Genomic DNA, 15,964 nt, shown 5'->3' with positions numbered 1-15,964 from the left:
TGACCCGGACCGTTTTCAACTCCACGACAAAGCGAATAGCGATGATGAAGTTGCAAATGAAGCGGTGTGTCTCTTTCTTTCTTCTGGCCTCCAGCTCCTGTCTGCCCTGGGCAGCCCAGGCGCAGGATTCCGAGCCGATCAAGGCCAATCCCGAGGCGGCGCGCGACAAGATCTCCATGTGTATAGGCTGTCATGGCTTGCCCGGTTACAAGGCCAGCTTTCCCGAGGTCTATCACGTTCCCATGATTGCCGGGCAGGGTGCTGCGTATATAGAAGCGGCGCTCAAGGAGTATGCCAGCGGTGCTCGAACCTTCCCCACCATGCAAGCCATTGCGCTGAGCTTGTCCGAACAGGACATGGCGGACATTGCCGCGTATTACGCGGGCAACAAACCTTAAGGACGGGGAGGTACGTATGAGAAAAACAGTCTTACTGGTGGCAATGGGGCTGATGGCCGCAGGGGGCGGTCAGGCAATGGCTGCTGACGATTTGGTCAATGCAGGCGGACAAGCCTGGAAGAACCTGAATTGTGCCTCCTGTCATGGCGAGGATGCGAAAACGCCCTTGAATCCGGAGTATCCCATTCTGGCTGGCCAGCATGCGGATTATTTACGTCAGACCTTGATGGCGTACAAGCGTGGGCAGGCCGGAGCGCCGGCAACGTCCAATATTCGCAAGAACGCGATCATGGGAGCGATGGCCAACACCATGAGCCAAGCGGATATTGACAGTATTTCCGTGTGGCTGTCGCGTCAGCCCGGCCCCTTGAGCCATAGGAAGTAAAGCTGCTTGCGGCGTTAGTCGCGCGTGCTGTGGCGCAAAATCAATTCGATATAGCGCTCATTGTTTAGCGGCGTGCCCAGACGTTGTGCTTCCCAGATCACCTCGCCCAGTGCCTCCATGATGATGTGCGCTGCGGCATGCTGATCGTGCTTGGTCAATAAGCGCTGATACGCTGCCTTGATGCCCGGAGGCTGGTCAATCGACAGTTGCTCATTGATGGCCAGGTGCATGGACAGGTGCAAGAAAGGGTTGCTGCGTCCTTGCTCCACGGAATAGTCCTGACTGACGGCATCGGCGTTACGTAAATCGTCGTGGTACTCGGGGTGCTGCTGTACCAGATCCACTGCCATGGTCTCTAGAGCGGTCAGCAGATGACCACTTTGGTGTTTGTCCCAAGCTTCAATGAAAAATTGGCGAACCTGCTCGCGAGAGGGGTTGAACATGGTGGAGTCGAGAAAAAAATGGTCAGAAAATGCGAATCTTTGGCGCGCATTTTACGGGAAACGGTGAGAATGACTGGCTGGTACAAGCCACCATCGGGGCCGTGTAGAATAGATAAGTTGTCAAGAATGCAAGCATTTTTGACAAGCTTTGAGTTTACAGGTGCCTGAATACGCGCGAATTAAGTTAAACTCTTATATAAGACTTCGGAAACGCAAAAGCGTTCCGTGTTTAGCTATCCCTAATATTGGAGCACAACTGGAGCATCCATGTCCTATCAGCATATCAAGATCCCCGCGTCGGGGCAGAAAATTACAGTTAACGCGGATTTTTCCCTGAATGTTCCCGATCAACCCATTATTCCCTACATCGAGGGTGATGGTACGGGCGTGGATATTTCGCCAGTCATGATCAAAGTGGTCGATGCTGCGGTTGCCAAAGCGTATGGCGGCAAGCGCAAGATCGAATGGATGGAAGTGTTCGCCGGTGAAAAATCCACCAAGGTGTACGGTTCCGACGTCTGGCTGCCAGAAGAAACTCTGGATGCCGTTAAAGACTACGTCGTGTCCATCAAAGGCCCTCTGACCACCCCCGTTGGCGGCGGCATCCGTTCCCTGAACGTGGCCCTGCGTCAGCAACTGGACCTGTACGTCTGCCTGCGCCCTGTGCGCTACTTCAAGGGTGTTCCTTCGCCTGTGCGTGAGCCAGAAAAGACCGAAATGGTCATTTTCCGCGAGAACTCCGAAGACATTTACGCCGGTATCGAATTTGCTGCTGAGTCCGAAAGCGCCAAGAAGCTGATCGACTTCCTGCAAACCACTCTGGGCGTGAACAAGATCCGCTTCCCCAATACTTCCGGTATCGGTGTCAAGCCTGTTTCCCGCGAAGGTACCGAGCGCCTGGTGCGCAAGGCCATCCAGTACGCCATCGACAACGATCGCTCTTCCGTGACCATCGTTCACAAGGGCAACATCATGAAGTTCACCGAAGGTGGCTTCCGTGATTGGGCCTACGAACTGGCTCAAAAAGAATTCGGCGCTGAATTGATCGACGGCGGCCCATGGTGCAAATTCAAGAATCCCAAGACCGGTCGCGAGATCATCGTCAAGGATTCGATTGCTGACGCCTTCTTGCAACAGATCCTGCTGCGTCCTGCCGAGTACGACGTTATCGCCACACTGAACCTGAATGGCGACTACATCTCCGACGCTCTGGCTGCTCAAGTCGGTGGTATTGGTATCGCTCCCGGCGCCAACCTGTCCGACTCCGTGGCCATGTTCGAAGCTACCCACGGTACTGCTCCCAAGTACGCTGGCAAAGACTACGTGAACCCAGGTTCGCTGATTTTGTCCGCTGAAATGATGCTGCGTCACATGGGCTGGACCGAAGCTGCTGATCTGATCATCTCCAGCATGGAAAAATCCATCACCTCGCGTAAAGTGACTTATGACTTTGCCCGTCTGATGGAAGGCGCTACTCAAGTGTCCTGCTCCGGTTTTGGCGATGTCATGATCGAAAACATGTAATGAAAACAGGCTGTTAAAGCCAGTTTTCCACATGAAAAACCGTCGACCTTCGGGTCGGCGGTTTTTTTTCGCCTCATGCTTTGGCGGGCCGTTCCGCTCCTGTCTTTTTCTTCTATCATTGCGCTCATATTATTTTTGATCGTTAGTTTTATGCAATTAAAAATAAAAAGAAGGTGTGATTTTTACTAGGTAAAAACCCGGATAAATCCAATAAAACAAGAGTTTTCGACTGTTTCCATAATTATTGATATTGCGATTAATTGACGATGGCTATAAATTTGCTACATCAAATAATTCTAAGGAGCAGTTATGACTATCACAGGAGCTACGTTGGTCGCCGAGCACGAGCGGGTCACCGTTACTCAGGCCCCATCCCGTCAGGAGACAGAGGAGATTCTGGAACGTATCCATGAGATCGGTCCGCTGTTACGCGAGCTGGCCCCACAGGCTGACCGTAATCGCGTGTTGTCGGATGAGGCGGTTCAGGCTTTGGAGTCCACCGGGGCCTGGCGCATTTCGACCTTGAAGCGCTACGGCGGGTACGAGGGTGGCGCGGACATGCTCTTGCAGTGCGCCAGCGCCGTGGGCTATTACGATCCGGCAGCCGCCTGGTGTGTGGTGATCTCGAATGGTTCGGTCATGCTGGCCAACCGTTTTAGCGATGCGATGCTCGATGAGGTGTTTGCAGATGGCCCTATCCGTGCTGCGTCCATTTTTGCTCAACCGCAAGGCACGGCAACGCCGGATGGCGATGGCTGGCGCATTACGGGCAAGTGGCCTTTTGCATCGAACAGCAACCATTCGGACTGGGCGCTGGGGATTCTGTTCATCAAGGAAAGCGAGCTGGTCGAGCCTACCGTGGGCTTTGTGTTGATGCGTCGTGATGAGTTTGACATTCAGGACACCTGGTACACCATCGGTATGCGCGGTTCTGGCTCCAACACCATGGTGGCTGAAAACCTGTGGGTGCCCAAAGAGCGCTTGATCACGTTTCAGCAATTGATGGGTGATGTGCAGGAGCAAGATCCTTCGGCCACGTTTGGCCGTCGTTTGACGCCGCACCTGACCATGTCCACCTGCATTCAAGCGCCATCTTTGGGAGCGGCTCAAGCTGCCGTGGATTTCACCAGTGGCGTCAGTGGCAAGCGTGGCATTACCTATACCCATTACAAGAAACAGTCGGACTCGGGGGCGTTTGTGCAGAACTTGGGCTCGGCCAGTATCCAGATTGATGGCGCCCGTTTATTGTTGGAACGTGCTGCGGCGCAGATTGATGCGGCTGCCTCTGGCATAGTGCCCATGCCCTTGGAACTGCGTGCGCGTCATCGCGCCGGGATCGGCCATGCCGGACACGAACTGGTGGATGCGGTGAACAATCTTTGCTGGTTGCATGGCACCGCTTCGTTTGCGGAAAACAGCCCGCTGGGCCGGATGTGGCGCGATATTAATACCGGTACTCGCCATGCCTCGATTACCGCGCCCATGGGATACGAGCTGCACGGCAACGGCATGACCGGTACGCCTTATATTTCCAACAAGCTCTAAGCCATGACGGCGACATTGCTGATCAATGCGCCCTCGCGCCGTTGTCGTGCCGATGGCGTAGAGGTGCAGGCCTGGTATGGCCTGCGTTACGCCCAAGGCACGCATCGTTTTGAAGCGGCGCAGGCGGCGACGGGGCGGGTGGCAGCGACATCTCTGGGTCAGGTGCCTTTATTTCCGCAGCGCCCCAGCCGCCTTGCTGCGGTCATGGGCGCAGGCAGTGCCAACCCCCAATCTGAAGATGCTTACTTTCTGAATGTGTGGGCGCCAGCTCAAGCGCAAGGTCTGCCTGTCGTCTTTTTTATCCACGGTGGTGCCTGGATGAGTGGTGGTGCTTCTTTGAATTGGTATGACGGCACCCGTTTGGCAGCGCAGGGCATGGTGGTCGTCAATGTGAATTATCGTCTGGGCGCCTTGGGGCACTTGGGTGATGCACAGGCGGATGATTTGCCTTTACCAGCAGCCGATTTGCTCTTGGCGCTGCAATGGGTGAAAGATCGCATCCACGCCTTTGGTGGCGACCCGGACAAGATCACCTTGATGGGGCAGTCGGCGGGTGGCTGGTACGCGCATTTGCTCAGTGTGCTGGAGTCCACGCGAGGCTGGATTGATCGCGTGGCTTTGCTCAGCATGGGGACGCGCACACCGTGGACGCCCGAGCAACAAAGAAAAACCACGGAGCGTGTGCGACAAAGCCTGGGCGATCAGTGGTTGATGGCGGACGTGGATACCTTGATGCAGCATGGCATGCTGGCCTTGGGTAAAGAGCCACCACGCTTGGCTCATGCTCCTTCGGCATTCCTGCCTGTGGCCAGTGCCGGGATGCCGCCGGATTTATTGAATCCTGACTGGGCGGCACAAACCTGCCATGCGCAGGCGGTGTATCTGCGTTGTACTGCCCAAGAGTCCTCGGTGTTCTTTTTTGACGTGCCTTTTCATCGGCAGGCGACGCAAGAGCAGGTCGATCAGGCTTTGGGTGTATGGCCTGCGGAAGATTTACCCGCCAACCTGCTGCGAAACGGCGTGTATCAGGGAGCAGAGTCGGGCTTGACACCGTATCAGCAAGTTGTGGCGGCGTCTTCCTGGTTGCAGTTTCAGCGCTTTCCTACCCAGTATGCGGCTAGCCTGAAAGCAGCGGGGCGAGCTGTGGTGTGGAGTGGCTTTACAGAGCAAAGCCCACTTGATGCGGTGTTCAGTGGGCATTGTTTTGATCTGCCGTTTCAGTTTGGCAACTTCCTGGCTTGGCAGGATGCCCCTATGATGCAGGGGGTAACGCAGGAACGATTTGAGTGTGTTTCCCAGGACTTGAGGGGGGACATTGCTCGTTTTGTAGGGGCATGACTCCAGAAGCTGATCTACTCCGCGCGGTGGGCCTTCCAGTTTGGAATGGCCTGTTGCACGTGTTGCGAACTCAAGGGGCTAAGCAGGCGGTGTAGGTCACCAAATAATTTACGGGCCGTATTGCCGACCCAGTTGTCAGGCAATAGCTCGGGTGCCAGGCCGGGATCCAGAAAGGGCAGTCTGCGCCAGCGGGTCACCATGGGCATATAGAGGCGGAAGGCTTCCAGCGGGTCGCCCGTGCCCTGGCGCAAAGCGGTTTGCCAGACCTCAACCTCGTGCTGATATGAGTTTAAAAAGGACTGGTACTCGTTGGCCAATTTGTCCCAATTCCACCAGCGGGAAATTTTTTCCTGAATATCGCTCAGGCCACTGGGTTCGCAGGTGAACAACTCAATATAGGGCCAGAGCTGGTGCTCGCGTATGTACTCGACAGCCTCTGCCTGCAAGCGCGCCGGACCTATATACAGGCCCGCATTCACCGTGCCAAAACCCATGCGGGCCAAGCCGGTACGAATCTTGTGACGGTTCTGGCGTTCGCTTTCTGGAACAGAGAAGGAGACCAGTAGCCAGGGATCCCGAATATTCATGGAGGGCGAGGAGAAAATCCGCTCGTCACCGGCTTGCATATGCGGTTCCAGCTCGGCGGCCAAGGCATAGCCTTTGCCTGAGGCGGCTTGTTGGCTGACCAGTACGCCTTTTTTCTTGAGTCGGGAAATAGCGGATCGCACACTGGATGGCTCAGCGCCCAGGTCAGCTAGCAGTTGGACCACGCTGGCCACCGGAATGATGACGCCCGTGGGACGGGCGAACAGACCGTAGAGCGTCAGAATGTAGTGGTGCGGGGCAAGTTGCTCGTGCTCGCCATGGTCTCGGCTGGCGATGAACTCATCAATCGCGACGCTTGCTTTCATTCTGTTTTCCGGTGGAGGGGCTGATCGCTACCCATTTTTGATAGTAGGTTTGTAGCGGGCCATTTTACCGTGCGTGCCCCGGCGGCGCTAGCGTGGCCGCATTCGAGGCTTGTTACGTCTTGTACGACAGGGCTGCGACATGGCCTTTCAGGGCAGGTTTTCCTCCAGCACGCTGTCCAGCACCACGATGTCCTGAATATGCGCAGCGATGGCATCGAGCATGGCCTGATGAGCGTCACTCTCCCGGTAAGCGTCCAAAGCTTCCTGCGTGCGGAATACGGACAGCAGGGCATGGCTGTAGCGCGCAGAGCTGCGCGACAAATTCGGCACCCACTCAAAGCGCTCTATGCCTGGGCACTCCTGGCGTATGCGGATAAAGGCGTGATCCAGCTTGGGGACCAGCTCCGGGCTGAGCGGGGTGTGGGGCGCCATCAAAACGATATGTAGATACATGCTGTCCTTCTTGTCAGGGATAGGCCCTGTTGCCGTAGTTCAGGGCTTTATTAATTGGTGTTTTATTGCAAATAAATAATTACAGATCATTATTCGCAATAAATTACAGGCAAATTGTATAGGCCTATAGTGTTTAAAACGACGATTTTTCATAGGGTTAATACCTAAAATAAACAAAAAAAGACATTGATTGTCTATTTTGTTATTGCAAATAAATGACGATCGAAACAGAATTTAGGCCAAGCGAGCAGGCTACAGGAGCGCTCGCCTCATTTTGGGTTTTGGGTCTTTAACGCCTGAGCAGAGTCATCGTCATGAAAGAAAACATAAGTGGGTTGGGAGCCAGGGCGGTACGCGAAGCCTTTGGGCACTTTCCGTCGGGGGTTGCCGCTATTGCGGCTGTGCTCGATGGCAAGCCGCACGTCATTGTGGCGTCCAGTTTTTCCGTAGGGGTATCGCTGGATCCGCCTTTGGCCGCCTTTTTTGTACAGAAAAGTTCCTCGACCTGGGCGCTGCTGTCGAGCGCCTCGCGTCTGGGGGTGTCAATTTTGAGTGCTGAACATGCGGCTATTTGCCATCAGCTGGCTGGGCCGGACAAGGACAGCCGCTTCAGCGATATCGAGGTCGAGCTGACCGAGGAGGGGGCTGTCCATATCCAAGGGGCATCAGTCTGGTTTGACTGCAGTGTTTTTCAAGTGCATCCGGCCGGGGACCACGATGCCGTGCAATTGCTTATCCACGATGTGCAGATCGAACGCGAAATCTCGCCACTGATCTTTCATCGTTCTCGTTTCACGCAGTTGGTGGCCTGAGCCACCGGATCAAAAACAAACAACAAGAAGCATAACTATCACAGTGAAGGGGACATCTCTTGGACGCACCTACATCATCTTTGCGCGAGCAGCCCATGACTGCTGCGCAGCGTCGACGCGTTATTTTGGGGGTTGGGGCGGGTAACGCCCTGGAGTGGTACGACTGGACGGCGTATTCGATTTTTGCCGCCTATTTTGCCAAGCAGTTTTTTCATAGCGAGGACCCGCTGGCGGCCTTGCTGGGCACGCTGGCAGTATTTGCCGTGGGCTTTTTCATGCGCCCTTTGGGAGGCATCTTTTTTGGCTGGCTGGCCGACCGCAAGGGGCGACGTTTCACCATGACTTTGTCCATGCTGGTGACAGCCTTGGGCAGTTTGGTAATTGGTGTTGCACCGACTTATGACATGGTAGGGCCGATTGCTGCCTTGTTCTTGTTGATGGGCCGCTTGTTGCAAGGCATTGGTCATGGTGGGGAGGTGGTGTCCTCTTTCACTTACGTCACTGAAATGGCACCTGCCCATAAACGCGGGCTGTGGTCTTCCTCCGTCTTTGTGTTTGTCACGATCGGGGTTCTGGCGGCTGTCTTGCTCAGTGCCTGCCTGACCAGCCTGCTGGGTGAAGAGGTTGTGCGGGCCTGGGCATGGCGTGTGCCCTTTGTTCTGGGTGGTGCTTTGGGGGTATATGCGCTGTATCTGCGCAGAAAACTGGACGAAACCCCCATGTTCAAAGCCCGTCAGGCTGCCCAGGCTTCGGGGAAAACGGCACGTCCTGGTGCGCGGGTGTTCTGGTCAGAGGTCTGGAAATACCGCAGCGCCTGCTTGCGCGTTTTTGCCTTGTCGGCAGGCGGCACGGTGCTGTATTACGTCTGGGCCATTATGGCACCCACCTTTGCCATTACCTCTTTGGGCATGCCTGCTGCCAAGGTGATGTGGGTAGGCGTTGGGGCCAATCTGTTCCTGATCCTGTGTTTGATTTTCTGGGGGGCATTTTCGGATCGCTTTGGTCGCAAGGCGAACTGGTACTTCTTTTCTATCGGCTCCATCATCAGCATCATCCCGCTGACCATGGTGCTGACTGGCGGCCAGGGCGAGATCTGGCGTTTGGTGGTGTTCATGGTAGGCGGCATGTTTTTAATCTCTGCCCCTACTGCGATCATGCCCGCCTTTTTCCCCGAGCAGTTTCCGACTCGTATCCGGGCGGTCGCCATGGGTTTGCCGTATTCGGTCGCTGGTGCCCTGACGGGCGGGACTGCCCCCTATTTGCAAGCCTGGCTGCATTCCATCAATCAAAAGCAGGTGTTTGACTGGTACCTGATTGGTCTGTGCATTCTGGCCTTGTGGGCCACCATTGCCTCGCCCGAGACCAAGGGCAAGGACTTGCACGACTGATGTGTACAGGCGCTGCCCGGCTGAAAAAGCTGTGCAGCGTTTTTTTGAATTTTCTAGGAGTAGTGAGATGTTGCGTGAGCATATTGAAGGCAAGTGGATTGCTGATTTTGTAGAAGTGTTTGGACTGTGCAAGGTGCAGCCCGGCGAGATGGCCGTTGTGCTGTCCGAGACGCAATCGCGCTCCGTGCTGGCCGAGCTGGCCGAGTTGGCCCTGACGCAAATGGGCGCACGGGTTTGTCATGTGAAATTAGTCTCGCCACGTCTGAAAAGCAATATTGCCTTGCGCTCGACTGGGACTTCTTTGGCTCTGGAGGGTATGGACCCGATTGTTCAGGCTTTGGCAGGCAGCCAGTTCATCGTGGACTGCACGGTAGAAGGGTTGCTGCATTCGCCCGAGCGTGCGGCTCTGCTGGCCAACGGTGCCCGCATCATGATGATCAGCGACGAGCATCCCGAGATTCTGGAGCGGGTCAAACCCAGTCCTTACTTGCAAAGCAAGTGCGATATTGGCGGCAAACTAATTAGCGATGCCAGCGTCATGCACATCAGCTCCGAGGCCGGTACGGGTTTGACGGTCAGCCTGGCGGGGGTGATCGGACGCGGCAGCGCCGGGATTGCCGACAAGCCGGGCAGTTTTGGGTACTGGCCTGCCGGCTTATGTATTTGCTACCCCAGCAATGGCAGTGTGAATGGCACGCTGGTGCTCGATAGCGGGGATGTGAACCTGACCTTCAAGCGTTATCTGGAATCGGCGGTGACCCTGCGTATCGAAAACGATTATGTCGTGGCTATTGAGGGCAAGGGCGTGGATGCCGATTTGATCCGTTCCTACTACGCAAGCTGGAATGACAAGGATGCCTATGCGGTCAGCCATGTGGGCTGGGGCATGGCACCGGCAGCTCGTTGGGATTCCTTGGCCATGTACGACAAGCGCGATACCAACGGAACGGAGTTGCGTGCCTTTGCGGGTAACTTTCTCTTTTCTACTGGCGCCAATCCTGCGGCAGGTCGTTTTTCCGATTGCCACTTCGACTATCCGATGCGTAATTGCACGGTGAGCCTGGATGGCCGTGAAGTGGTCAGCAAGGGGGTGTTGCAAGGCGATCTGGCCTAAAGCGCTAGCCAAGGCGGTACCGGCAGGGGAATGGGCCTACCGAGCCTGGGCTGCTTGGTTGCTCGTTGATATTCCGTGCTACAAAACCAAGCTTAAAGATTGATGGTTATATTGTTTGATAGCCATCAAGCTGTTCAGGCTTATCGCTGTCGCTATTTTGCTTTGTGCGAAGGCAACGCGGCCAAGTCTTGCTGGGTTTTCAGAGGTACGGATTATGCGCGAAGGATTGGAGAAATTACTGGCCGCAGGCAAGGATAATGCCTTGCTGCGCTTTGGCTTGGGCAATGCGTGTATGGGCGAGGGTGATTTGGAAGCCGCTCGTGAACATTTGTCCAAAGCGGTGGAAATGAATCCGCGTTACACCGCAGCCTGGAAGCTATTGGGCCGGGTGCTGGTGAATCTGCAGCAATTCAAACAGGCCAGGGAAATTCTGGAGCAGGGTTTGGTAATTGCCCAGGAACAGGGCGATAAGCAGGCTGAGAAAGAAATGCAGGTGTTTTTGAAACGGGCCGTAAAGGCTTTGGAGCAGGCAGCCGAATAAACATTACGAATGGGCGACGGATCTTTTCTTGCGATGCGGGTATCAGTGCATTCCCTAAGTGTGACAGCGTTATAAATGGGGCACAATACGTTTCATGCAGGTGAGGAGACATAGCCCGCGAAGCTGGGCAACAAAGACCGGAACAAAACGGTCACTATTATAAAAGCAATAGGCAGTACAACATAACAACAACAAAAAAAAGGCCAGCGAAAGCTGGCCTTTTTTACGTCTGTACTCAATAAAGAAAATCAAACACCGGGTTCAGACATGGCTTGCAGCACCAGTTTGACGGCACCTTGCCCACCTTCATTGGGCGCGCATTCCATATAGGCCAGAACGCTGGGCAACTGGGTTAGCCAGCGACGCACGGCATGACGCAAAACGGGTTCGCCATTGCGTGAGCCGTAGCCCGTGCCATGGACAATTCGTACACAGCGCACACCGTGTTCCAGACAGGAACGTAGAAAGTTGTCCAGTCGCTCTCGGGCCTGCTCCAGATCGGAGCCATGCAAGTCCAGGCTGGACTCAATCGGCCAACGGTTGCGCTCCAGGTCGCGCAAGACATCGGGGCCACAGCTGGCACGCAAATGTCGTATATCGTTGCTCTCGCCTTGCACGCTGACATATTGGTCAGAGGCTTGGGGCAGGGCAGGTGTGTTGACGGGCGCACCTACCGCGTGGCGACGACGTTGCTCCAACTGTTCCGGGCTGGCTGTAGGGCGGCTCATAAGCATGCTTTGACCGCGTTTTTTCAAGGGAGCGACGTCACGCATGGACTGGCGTAGCCAGGCCCTGTCGCTGGGGTCCAATAAAGAAATGGGGTCTTGGGCTGCTGCGGCGCTGCTGGCAGGAGCCGGCTTGGCCGGCTTGCCACCGGGATCCGGTGGACGGGGACGCTTGCGAGCTTGAGGACGAGCGGGGGCCGGGGGCGGGTTGAGATCCTGGCGGACCTGACCTTGCAACTTCTTCAGGTCTGCCAGGCTGCGGCCTACGGCTTTGGGCTTATTTGTTTTCATCCAACCAGCGCTGTGCATCCAAGGCGGCCATGCAACCGCTGGCTGCACTGGTAATGGCCTGACGATAGATATTGTCTTGCACGTCACCTGCGGCAAACACACCGGGAACGGAGGTCATGGTTGCCATGCCTTTCAGGCCGCTACGAGTGGTGATGTAGCCATCGTGCATATCCAGTTTGCCTTCGAAGATCCCGGTGTTGGGTTTATGGCCGATGGCGATAAAAGCGCCGGTCACGGCCAGATCTTCAGTGGCTTGGGTTTGCTTGTTGATAATGCGCACACCGGTCACGCCAGAAGCATCGCCCAGCACTTCTTGCAATTCGCTGTGCAGTTTCAGGCGGATATTGCCGTTCTGGACGCGATCCATCAGTTTGTCGGTGAGGATGGGCTCGGAGCGGAAAGTGTCGCGACGGTGAATCAGTGTCACGGTTTTGCAAATATTGGACAGGTACAGGGCTTCTTCTACGGCGGTATTGCCACCACCGACGACCACCACGTCTTGATTCTTGTAGAAGAAACCGTCACATGTTGCACAACCGGAGACGCCACGGCCCATGAACTCCTGTTCCGATGGCAAGCCCAGGTATTGCGCCGACGCACCTGTTGCAATAATCAGCGAATCGCAGGTGTAGACTGTGCCACTATCCCCATTCAAGGTCAGCGGGCGGGTGGACAGGTCAACCGAGGACACCATGTCAAAGATTAATTCTGTTTCGAATCGTTCCGCATGCGCCTGGAAACGTGCCATAAGATCAGGTCCCTGGACGCCTTGGGCATCGGCTGGCCAGTTATCTACATCCGTGGTGGTCATCAGTTGGCCACCTTGCTCCATGCCGGTGACCAAGACAGGGTTGAGGTTGGCGCGGGCTGCGTAGATCGCTGCGGTATAGCCGGCCGGGCCTGAGCCCAGAATGAGTACTTTTGCGTGCTTAGTAGTCGACATCACAGAAAATCCGAAAAAGACGATCTCCAATTATAATGAGTCCATGGCAAGAATACCTGCAACATCCCCTCGTTCGTCCCGGTCATCCAAAAATGTGCGTAATGGGCCTTCCGCCCTGCAACAGCGCCTGACAGGACTGCTGCGCGAAGCGCGGTGGATTATCTTCGCTGCGCTGGCAGCCTGGCTCGGTCTGGTACTGGCGACCTGGGATCCGGGCGACCCTGGCTGGTCGCATTCCGTGCATTCGGGGCTGACTCAAAATGGCGGGGGCATTTTTGGTGCCCATATCGCCGATTTCCTCTTGTATCTATTTGGCCTGACAGCCTGGCTCTGGGTGGTGCTGCTGGTACAGCGCGTGGCTGTGGGCTTTTATCGTCTGACCGCTTTACTCTTGCCCGGCACCAAGAGCGAGGACGTCTTGCCGCGGGTGCATTGGGAAATTGGCATCGGCTTTTTCTTTTTGTTTCTGGGCAGTATGGGCCTGGAGTCGCTGTTCTTTAAAGATCTGGGGCAGCAATGGCAGCTTCCGGCGGGGGCTGGTGGGCAGTTAGGCCAATTGTTTTCGCAACTATTGGTAACGTCGATAGGCTTTGGCGGTGCCACTTTAGTGCTGATGGGCCTGCTCGCCGGTGGGGCCAGCTTGTTCTTCGGTTTTTCCTGGCTGACGCTGGCTGAACGACTGGGCGGATTGATCGAAGGGGCGATTCGTCGTGTGATGATCTTGTGGTCGGCGCGTCAGGATCGCCGGGTAGGCGAGGTCAAACGTGCCGAGCGTACGGAAAGCGTGGTGGCCAAGCAGGAGCAGTTGGTACATGAACAACCTGTTCGTATCGAACCTGCGTTTGTGGCCGTGCCCAAATCCGAGCGCGTCGAGAAAGAAAAGCAGCAGACCTTGTTCAAGGTGCCTCGTCAGGCTGGCGAAGCGGGCGATTTGCCTCCGCTGTCTTTGCTGGACCCGGCTACAGACAATGTAGAGACCGTGTCGCAGGAAACGATAGAATTCACCTCGCGCCTGATTGAAAAGAAATTGTCCGACTTCGGTGTCGCGGTAACGGTGGTGGCGGCTCAGGCTGGCCCCGTGATTACCCGTTACGAGATCGAGCCTGCTACGGGTGTGAAGGGTAGCCAGATCGTGAATCTGGCCAAAGACCTGGCCCGTGCCTTGAGTCTGGTCAGCATTCGGGTGGTGGAAACCATTCCCGGCAAAAACCTGATGGGTCTGGAGCTACCCAATCCCCGCCGCCAAATGGTGCGTCTGGAGGAAATCGTCGGCTCGCAAACTTATCACAGCAGTGCTTCTTTGCTGACCATGGCTTTGGGCAAGGATATTGCTGGTAAGCCCGTGGTAGCGGATTTGGCCAAGATGCCCCACCTGCTGGTAGCCGGTACCACGGGCTCCGGTAAGTCGGTGGGTATCAACGCCATGATTCTGTCGCTGCTGTACAAGGCAGACCCGGCCGATGTGCGCCTGATCCTGATTGACCCCAAGATGCTGGAGATGAGTGTCTATGAAGGCATTCCTCATTTGCTGGCACCGGTGGTCACGGATATGCGATTGGCGTCCAACGCCTTGAACTGGTGTGTGGCGGAAATGGAAAAACGCTACCGCTTGATGAGCAAGCTGGGCGTGCGCAATCTGGCCGGTTACAACGCCAAAATACGCGAGGCGCAAAAGCGTGAAGAGCCTATCCCTAATCCTTTCTCTTTGACGCCGGATGCTCCCGAGCCGTTGTCCGTGTTGCCCATGATCGTTGTCATTATCGACGAGCTGGCTGACCTGATGATGGTGCAGGGCAAGAAGATCGAAGAGTTGATTGCCCGTTTGGCCCAGAAGGCCCGTGCCGCTGGCATCCACCTGATTCTGGCCACGCAGCGCCCGAGTGTGGATGTGATTACGGGTCTGATCAAAGCGAACATTCCTACCCGTATTGCTTTCCAGGTGTCCTCCAAGATCGACTCGCGCACCATTCTGGATCAGATGGGGGCGGAAACCTTGCTGGGCATGGGCGATATGCTCTACCTCCCCCCTGGTACAGGTTTGCCTAAACGAGTACACGGCGCTTTTGTCAGCGATGAGGAAGTTCACCGTGTTGTCGAGCACTTGAAAGAACATGGCGAGCCCGATTACATCGAGGGCCTGCTGGAAGGTGCTGTCGAAGGCGAATCGGGTGAGGGAGTCAACCCTGTGACGGGTATGGCGGATGCAGAAGCCGACCCGCTGTATGACCAGGCTGTTCAAGTCATTATCAAAAATCGCCGCGCCTCGATTTCCTCGGTGCAGCGTCATTTGCGTATCGGTTATAACCGAGCCGCCCGACTGTTGGAACAAATGGAGCAGGCAGGCTTGGTGTCGGCCATGCAGCCCAACGGTAACCGCGAAATTCTGGTCCCCGCAGGAGGTGCCAAAGATGAAGATTAAGACACTGTTGGCCAGCATGCTGCTGGCCGCTACACCTGCCTTGACCATGGCCGCGTCGGCCAGCGAGCAATTGCGCTCTTTTGTGCAAGATGTGCATGCCGCAAAAGGCGAATTTTCCCAGCGCACGGTCGATAGCAATGGCCAGTCCAAAGGTGCGCCGCAGTCCGGGCAATTCGTGTTTCAGCGCCCCGGCCAGTTCAAATGGCATGTGCAACGCCCTTATGAGCAGTTGATCGTGTCTGACGGCAAGCTGCTCTATCAATACGACCCGGATCTGGCCCAAGTTACCGAGCGTGGTGTGGACCAGTCCATTGGCGCCTCGCCTGCCGCGATCTTGTTTGGTACCGGCAATCTGGAAGATTCCTTCCGTCTGGTTGAACAAGATGCGCGGGATGGGCTGGAGTGGATCCGAGCCACGCCTTTGCAAAGCGATGCTGGCTTTTCCTACGTAGACATCGGCTTCAAGGATCGTGAGCCACGTCGTCTGGAATTGCAGGACTCGTTCGGGCAAACCACGTATATCGACTTCACCGGCTTGGAACCGAACCCTCGGATTACCTTGGGTACCTTTACGTTCAAGGCTCCTGCCGGAGTGGATGTCGTCTCCATGCCTTGATGCACATTCTGTTTTTGTGCAGCTATCGTCAGAGGCAGCGCTTAGCTGGCTCTGACAAAACAAGTTTTCAATACAGACCTGGTCCGCTTTGACCAGGTCTTGCCATTTTAGGAAGGGC

At 55.7% G+C, this 15,964-nt stretch carries 16 protein-coding genes; 11 read left to right on the top strand and 5 right to left on the bottom strand.

Features of this window, described 5'->3' with window-relative positions; all coding sequences use genetic code 11:
* Positions 1-41 precede the first annotated feature (41 nt).
* Positions 42-398 (top strand): c-type cytochrome, encoded by a 357-nt coding sequence (locus CA948_RS08595; protein ID WP_108727795.1) that lies wholly within the window; start codon positions 42-44, stop codon positions 396-398.
* 16 nt (positions 399-414) lie between these two features.
* Complete coding sequence (locus CA948_RS08590; protein ID WP_108727794.1) at positions 415-783, top strand: c-type cytochrome; 369 nt, start codon at positions 415-417, stop codon at positions 781-783.
* A 14-nt stretch (positions 784-797) separates the two neighbouring features.
* On the opposite strand, the gene CA948_RS08585 is transcribed toward CA948_RS08590, so the two are convergent.
* A complete protein-coding gene (locus tag CA948_RS08585; RefSeq protein ID WP_094197385.1) occupies positions 798-1,226 on the bottom strand; it encodes a DUF1841 family protein in 429 nt (142 codons plus the stop codon).
* Between the two features lie 267 nt (positions 1,227-1,493).
* On the opposite strand from CA948_RS08585, the gene icd reads away from it, so the two are divergent.
* The 3 genes from icd (at position 1,494) to CA948_RS08570 (ending at position 5,633) form a co-directional block, all read left to right on the top strand.
* Positions 1,494-2,750 carry an NADP-dependent isocitrate dehydrogenase gene (gene icd, locus CA948_RS08580; RefSeq protein WP_042488358.1) on the top strand — a complete coding sequence of 419 codons (1,257 nt, stop codon included), beginning with the start codon at positions 1,494-1,496 and terminating at the stop codon, positions 2,748-2,750.
* Between the two features lie 309 nt (positions 2,751-3,059).
* Positions 3,060-4,295 (top strand): acyl-CoA dehydrogenase family protein, encoded by a 1,236-nt coding sequence (locus CA948_RS08575; protein WP_108727793.1) that lies wholly within the window; start codon positions 3,060-3,062, stop codon positions 4,293-4,295.
* Between the two features lie 3 nt (positions 4,296-4,298).
* Entirely contained in the window at positions 4,299-5,633 is a 1,335-nt protein-coding gene (locus CA948_RS08570; RefSeq protein ID WP_108727792.1) for a carboxylesterase family protein, read from the top strand.
* Positions 5,634-5,647: 14 nt separating this feature from the next.
* On the opposite strand, the gene CA948_RS08565 is transcribed toward CA948_RS08570, so the two are convergent.
* Together CA948_RS08565 and CA948_RS08560 are read right to left on the bottom strand one after the other, a co-directional pair.
* A complete protein-coding gene (locus CA948_RS08565; RefSeq protein ID WP_094197382.1) occupies positions 5,648-6,544 on the bottom strand; it encodes a PaaX family transcriptional regulator in 897 nt (298 codons plus the stop codon).
* Positions 6,545-6,691: 147 nt separating this feature from the next.
* The gene (locus tag CA948_RS08560) at positions 6,692-6,997 is read right to left on the bottom strand and encodes a Dabb family protein (protein ID WP_108727791.1); all 306 of its coding nucleotides are present in this window, start codon (positions 6,995-6,997) and stop codon (positions 6,692-6,694) included.
* A 314-nt stretch (positions 6,998-7,311) separates the two neighbouring features.
* Here CA948_RS08560 and CA948_RS08555 point away from each other — a divergent pair, with 314 nt between their 5' ends.
* The 4 genes from CA948_RS08555 (at position 7,312) to CA948_RS08540 (ending at position 10,852) form a co-directional block, all read left to right on the top strand.
* Positions 7,312-7,809, top strand: coding sequence for a flavin reductase family protein (locus tag CA948_RS08555; protein WP_108727790.1), 498 nt, complete (start codon positions 7,312-7,314; stop codon positions 7,807-7,809).
* 59 nt (positions 7,810-7,868) lie between these two features.
* A complete protein-coding gene (locus tag CA948_RS08550; protein ID WP_238988669.1) occupies positions 7,869-9,197 on the top strand; it encodes an MFS transporter in 1,329 nt (442 codons plus the stop codon).
* 67 nt (positions 9,198-9,264) lie between these two features.
* The gene (locus CA948_RS08545) at positions 9,265-10,311 is read left to right on the top strand and encodes a 2,5-dihydroxypyridine 5,6-dioxygenase NicX family protein (protein WP_108727788.1); all 1,047 of its coding nucleotides are present in this window, start codon (positions 9,265-9,267) and stop codon (positions 10,309-10,311) included.
* Between the two features lie 214 nt (positions 10,312-10,525).
* The gene (locus tag CA948_RS08540) at positions 10,526-10,852 is read left to right on the top strand and encodes a tetratricopeptide repeat protein (protein WP_094197377.1); all 327 of its coding nucleotides are present in this window, start codon (positions 10,526-10,528) and stop codon (positions 10,850-10,852) included.
* 248 nt (positions 10,853-11,100) lie between these two features.
* Here the strand turns inward: CA948_RS08540 and CA948_RS08535 are convergent, their stop codons facing one another.
* A complete protein-coding gene (locus CA948_RS08535) occupies positions 11,101-11,868 on the bottom strand; it encodes a Smr/MutS family protein (RefSeq protein WP_108727787.1) in 768 nt (255 codons plus the stop codon).
* Complete coding sequence (gene trxB, locus CA948_RS08530) at positions 11,855-12,811, bottom strand: thioredoxin-disulfide reductase (protein ID WP_094197375.1); 957 nt, start codon at positions 12,809-12,811, stop codon at positions 11,855-11,857. Before trxB ends, CA948_RS08535 begins: the two co-directional genes overlap by 14 nt.
* Positions 12,812-12,854: 43 nt before the next feature.
* On the opposite strand from trxB, the gene CA948_RS08525 reads away from it, so the two are divergent.
* Entirely contained in the window at positions 12,855-15,230 is a 2,376-nt protein-coding gene (locus CA948_RS08525; protein WP_108727786.1) for a DNA translocase FtsK, read from the top strand.
* A complete protein-coding gene (lolA, locus tag CA948_RS08520; RefSeq protein ID WP_108727785.1) occupies positions 15,220-15,846 on the top strand; it encodes an outer membrane lipoprotein chaperone LolA in 627 nt (208 codons plus the stop codon). Before CA948_RS08525 ends, lolA begins: the two co-directional genes overlap by 11 nt.
* Positions 15,847-15,964: the final 118 nt, after the last annotated feature.

It is taken from the genome of Alcaligenes aquatilis (assembly GCF_003076515.1).
Lineage (GTDB): Bacteria > Pseudomonadota > Gammaproteobacteria > Burkholderiales > Burkholderiaceae_B > Alcaligenes > Alcaligenes aquatilis.
Note: the sequence above shows the minus strand (reverse complement) of the source record. Positions and strands in the feature narration are given on the sequence as shown.

Bases quoted from the DNA above. Each gene is read 5' to 3' on its own strand.
- CA948_RS08565 (WP_094197382.1), bottom strand. From the start codon at position 6,544: ATGAAAGCAAGCGTCGCGATTGATGAGTTCATCGCCAGCCGAGACCAT.
- CA948_RS08575 (WP_108727793.1), top strand. From the start codon at position 3,060: ATGACTATCACAGGAGCTACGTTGGTCGCCGAGCACGAGCGGGTCACC.
- icd (WP_042488358.1), top strand. From the start codon at position 1,494: ATGTCCTATCAGCATATCAAGATCCCCGCGTCGGGGCAGAAAATTACA.
- CA948_RS08590 (WP_108727794.1), top strand. From the start codon at position 415: ATGAGAAAAACAGTCTTACTGGTGGCAATGGGGCTGATGGCCGCAGGG.
- lolA (WP_108727785.1), top strand. From the start codon at position 15,220: ATGAAGATTAAGACACTGTTGGCCAGCATGCTGCTGGCCGCTACACCT.
- CA948_RS08540 (WP_094197377.1), top strand. From the start codon at position 10,526: ATGCGCGAAGGATTGGAGAAATTACTGGCCGCAGGCAAGGATAATGCC.
- trxB (WP_094197375.1), bottom strand. From the start codon at position 12,811: ATGTCGACTACTAAGCACGCAAAAGTACTCATTCTGGGCTCAGGCCCG.
- CA948_RS08535 (WP_108727787.1), bottom strand. From the start codon at position 11,868: ATGAAAACAAATAAGCCCAAAGCCGTAGGCCGCAGCCTGGCAGACCTG.
- CA948_RS08545 (WP_108727788.1), top strand. From the start codon at position 9,265: ATGTTGCGTGAGCATATTGAAGGCAAGTGGATTGCTGATTTTGTAGAA.
- CA948_RS08570 (WP_108727792.1), top strand. From the start codon at position 4,299: ATGACGGCGACATTGCTGATCAATGCGCCCTCGCGCCGTTGTCGTGCC.
- CA948_RS08560 (WP_108727791.1), bottom strand. From the start codon at position 6,997: ATGTATCTACATATCGTTTTGATGGCGCCCCACACCCCGCTCAGCCCG.
- CA948_RS08555 (WP_108727790.1), top strand. From the start codon at position 7,312: ATGAAAGAAAACATAAGTGGGTTGGGAGCCAGGGCGGTACGCGAAGCC.
- CA948_RS08585 (WP_094197385.1), bottom strand. From the start codon at position 1,226: ATGTTCAACCCCTCTCGCGAGCAGGTTCGCCAATTTTTCATTGAAGCT.
- CA948_RS08525 (WP_108727786.1), top strand. From the start codon at position 12,855: ATGGCAAGAATACCTGCAACATCCCCTCGTTCGTCCCGGTCATCCAAA.
- CA948_RS08595 (WP_108727795.1), top strand. From the start codon at position 42: ATGATGAAGTTGCAAATGAAGCGGTGTGTCTCTTTCTTTCTTCTGGCC.